Consider the following 4,361-nt stretch of genomic DNA (forward strand, 5'->3'; position numbering starts at 1 on the left):
GCGCCCGTCACCAGCCCGGCCGCCGACTCCCCGCGAGCCAGCGCCGCCAGCCCGGCCACCGCCTCCTCACGGGACCCGGCGACGACCACCGCCCGTTCGGACAGCAGGGCTCGCTGGGTGACGAGCGCGGTGGCGATCTGCGCGAGTGGCGTGTCCGTGTCAGTGGCGAAGGTCGCGAGGCGCCCGGCCTGACCTGCGAGCGCTCCTTCGGATGCGGCCGAGACCACGAGCGGAACCACGCCGTCGGCCGGGGGCACCGGGTCCTCGGCGGGCTCGTCCGGAGACTCTTCGAGGATGAGGTGGGCGTTGGTGCCGCTGACGCCGAAGGAGGAGACGCCGGCCCGGCGGGGCCGCCCGGTCTGGGGCCATGCACGCTCTTCGGTCAGCAGCTCGATGGCGCCGGCCGACCAGTCGACCTGGGAGGAGGGGGCGTCGACGTGCAGAGTGGCGGGGAGGACGCCGTACCGCATCGCCTGGATCATCTTGATCACACCGGCGACACCGGCGGCGGCCTGCGTGTGGCCGACGTTCGACTTCAACGACCCCAGGAACAGGGGTCGTTCGCGGTCCTGGCCGTAGGTGGCGAGCAGCGCCTGCGCCTCGATGGGGTCGCCGAGGACCGTGCCGGTGCCGTGGCCCTCGACCACGTCCACGTCCGCCGGGGTCAGTCCCGCCTCGGCCAGCGCCTTGCGGATCACGCGTTGCTGGGAGGGGCCGTTGGGGGCGGTCAGGCCGTTGGAGGCGCCGTCCTGGTTGACGGCGGAGGCGCGGACGACGGCCAGGACCCGGTGGCCCTTGCGGCGGGCGTCGGAGAGCCGTTCGAGTACGACGACACCCGCGCCCTCGGCCCAGCCGGTGCCGTCGGCCGCGTCCGCGTACGACTTGCAGCGGCCGTCGGCGGCCAGCGCCCGCTGCCGTGAGAACTGCATGAACATGCCGGGGCCGGCCATGACGGTGGCACCGCCGGCCAGGGCCATGGAGCACTCCCCGCGCCGCAGCGCCTGGGACGCCAGGTGCATCGCGACCAGGGAGGAGGAGCAGGCGGTGTCCACGGTCACCGCGGGGCCTTCGAGTCCGAAGACGTACGAGATGCGGCCCGAGGCCACGCTTCCGGTGGTGCCGGTTCCGGTGAAGCCCTCCAGCTCGGGCGGGACCGGGCCGCCGGTCGCATAGCCCTCGTTGATCACACCGACAAAGACGCCGACGTCGGAACCCTTGAGCGTCGTCGCGTCGATGCCGGCCCGCTCCAGCGCCTCCCACGACGTTTCCAGCAGCAGCCGCTGCTGCGGGTCCATCGCCACGGCCTCACGCGGTGAGACACCGAAGAGACCGGCGTCGAACAGGCCCGCCTCGTGCAGGAACCCGCCCTGGTCGACGTAGGACTTGCCCGTCTTGTCGGGGTCGGTGTCGAAGAGCTCCTCCAGGTCCCAGCCCCGGTCGGTCGGGAACTCCGAGACGCCGTCGCCGCGTTCGCGAACGAGCCGCCACAGGTCCTCGGGGCCGGTCACCCCGCCGGGCAGCCGGCACGCCATGCCCACGATCGCGATCGGCTCCGCCTTCTCGGCCTCAAGTTCGCGGACGCGTTGCTGGGAGCGGCGCGCGTCGGCGAGAACACGCTTGAGATAGTCACGAAGCTTGCTTTCATCCGCCATTGCGGGTCAGCTCCTAGTGGGGCTAAGGCGTCAGGTGGACTGCGGGCGGGGGTGGGGGTGTGGGTGCGGCCGGTGCCGGGCTGACCGGCCGGTGGCCGGTTAGTGGCCGAACTCGGTGTCGATGAGTTCGAAGAGTTCGTCGTCGGAGGCGGAGTCGAAGTCGAGGCCGTCCTCGGCGTCCTGCTCGGTGCCGTTCGCCGTGGACCAGGTGGTCAGCAGGCCCTGGAGCCGGGTGGCGACCTGGGCGCGGGTGGCGTCGTCGGGGGCGGTGTCGGCCAACAGCGTTTCCAGCTTGCTGAGTTCGGCGAGCAGGGGGTGGGTGGCCGGAGTGACCTCGCCGCCGCCCGGGGCCAGCCGTTCGAGCAGGTAGCGGGCGAGGGCGAGCGGGGTCGGATAGTCGAAGACGGTGGTGGCGGGCAGGTTGAGTCCGGTGGCCTCGCGCAGGCGGTTGCGCAGTTCGACCGAGGTGAGGGAGTCGAACCCGGCGTCCTTGAAGGCGGATTCGGGCCTGACCTGGTCCGGCCCGGTGTGGCCGAGGACGGTCGCCACTTGGCCCTGGACCAGCTCCAGCAGCAGAGCCTCCTGCTCGGCCGGGGACAGCGCGGCCAGTCGGCGGGCGAGTCCGCCGGAGTCCCCGGCGCCGGTCCGCGCGGTCTTCCGGCCGGTCCGCACCAGCCCCCGGAGCAGCGGCGCGACTCCGCCGCCCAGCGCGGCGTCGGCGCGCAGCGCCCGCAGGTCCAGTTTGACGGGCACCGCCAGCGCCTCGCCGGTCGGCAGGGCCGCATCAAGCAGTTCCATCCCCTCCGCGGGCGTGAGCGGTACGACACCTCCGCGCCGGCCGGTCCGGTTCCATGCGGCCTCTCCGGCGCCGGCGCCCTGGCCGCCCGCCGGCTCCCACGGTCCCCAGGCCAGCGAGACGGCGGGCAGCCCGGCCGCCCGGCGCTCATGGGCCACCGCGTCGAGATAGGCGTTGGCCGCCGCGTAGCCGCCGGTGCCCGCGCCCAGGAAGACGGAGGAGGCCGAGGACAGCAGGATGAACGCGTCCAGTTCCGGGGCGAGTTCACGGGTCAGCTCGTCCAGGTGCCGTACCCCGGTCACCTTCGGGGCGAAGACCCGGGCCATCCGGTCCTGGTCCATCTCCCCGATCACACCGGCGTCGAAGACGCGTGCCGCGTGGACGACGCCGGTCAGCGGATGTGCGTCCGGTACGGCGGCCAGGAGCGCGGCGACCGCGTCCCGATCGGTGACATCGCACGCGACCACCGACACGTCGGCGCCTCGCTCCTCCAGTTCGGCGACGAGCTGAGCCGCGCCCTCGGCCTCGGGACCACGCCGGCCGGCCAGCACGAGATGCCGTACCCCGTGCCGTTCCACCAGATGCCGGGCGACTTCGGCGCCCAACGTCCCGGTGCCGCCGGTGACCAGCACCGTGCCCTCCGGATCCAGCACCGGCTGCGCCGAGTCCGCCGGGGCCACTCGCGCCAGCCGCGGCACGTACCACGCCGTACCCCGCACGGCCACCTGCGGCTCACCCGTCGCCAGCACCGACCCCAGACCGGCCACCTCGCTGTCCGTGTCGATCTCGCTGTCCGTGTCGACGAGGACGATCCGATCGGGATGCTCCGCCTGCGCGGCACGCACCAGCCCCCACACCGCCGCACCACCCGGATCGGTGACGGCAGCGTCACCACCGGCCGGCACCGCACCCCGAGTGACCACGACCAGCCGGCCCTCCTCGGCGACCTCGTCCGCCAGCCACCCCTGCACGGCCGCCAACACCCGGCCCACCAGCACCACCGGAGCCTCCCCGCCGGAGCGGGCCTCGACCACCGTCACCGCCGGCACCTCACCGCCCACGGACACGGACGGCAGCTCACACCACTCCACCCGGAACAACGCATCGCCACCGGACACACCGGACGCCGCTACGAGCTGCTCGGCGGAGACCGGTCGCAGTGTGACGGCCTCGGCGGTCACGACCTTGCCACCGGTCTCGTCGGCGGCCTGCAGCGCCAGGACACCGGAGGCGGACCGCGCCAGGCGCACACGCAGCACCGTGGCACCCTCCGCGTGCAGCATCAGCCTGCTCCACTCCAGCGGCTGCCGGACCTGAGCGCCGTCGGCCGCCGTGACGTCGAGCAGCGCGGGCTGCAGGGCGGCTTCCAGCAGCGCAGGGTGGATGCCGAACCGGGTCGCCGCGTCACGCTGCCCGTCCGGCAGGGCGACCTCCGCGAACAGCTCGTCGCCGCGCCGCCACATCGCCCGCAGCCCCTGGAAGACCGGGCCGTACTCGTAGCCGTGCCGGAGCAGCCGCTCGTCCGCGCCGGAGAGGTCCTCCGCCTGCGCTCCGGGCGGGGGCCAGGCGGTGAAGTCGAAAGCGGGCGTGTCCCCGGCCGCGGTGGTCAGGATGCCGGTGGCGTGCCGGGTCCAGGCGTCTGCACCGATCTCGCCGACGGCGTCCTCCCGGGCCGAGTGGACGGCCACCGCACGGCGGCCCTCCGCATCGGGCGCCTCGACGGTGACCTGCACCCGTACCCCGCCCTGCTCGGGCACGACCAGCGGAGCCTCGATCACCAGCTCGTCCACGACATCGCAGCCGACCTCGTCACCGGCCCGGACGGCCAGCTCGATGAGTCCGGTGCCGGGTACCAGGACCACTCCGCCGACGGCGTGGTCCGCCAGCCAGGGGTGCGTGCGCAGGGACAGCCG

The 4,361-nt window shown here is 73.8% G+C and carries 2 protein-coding genes; both read right to left on the bottom strand.

Features of this window, described 5'->3' with window-relative positions; translation table 11 throughout:
- Positions 1 to 1,652: type I polyketide synthase (locus tag ACZ7DL_RS38895; protein ID WP_470781765.1), on the bottom strand; the 1,652-nt coding region annotated here is incomplete at its 3' end.
- Between the two features lie 99 nt (positions 1,653 to 1,751).
- A partial coding sequence (locus tag ACZ7DL_RS38900) for a type I polyketide synthase (RefSeq protein WP_470781767.1) occupies positions 1,752 to 4,361 on the bottom strand: 2,610 nt, incomplete at its 5' end.

This window comes from Streptomyces sp. NPDC036984, assembly GCF_055607665.1.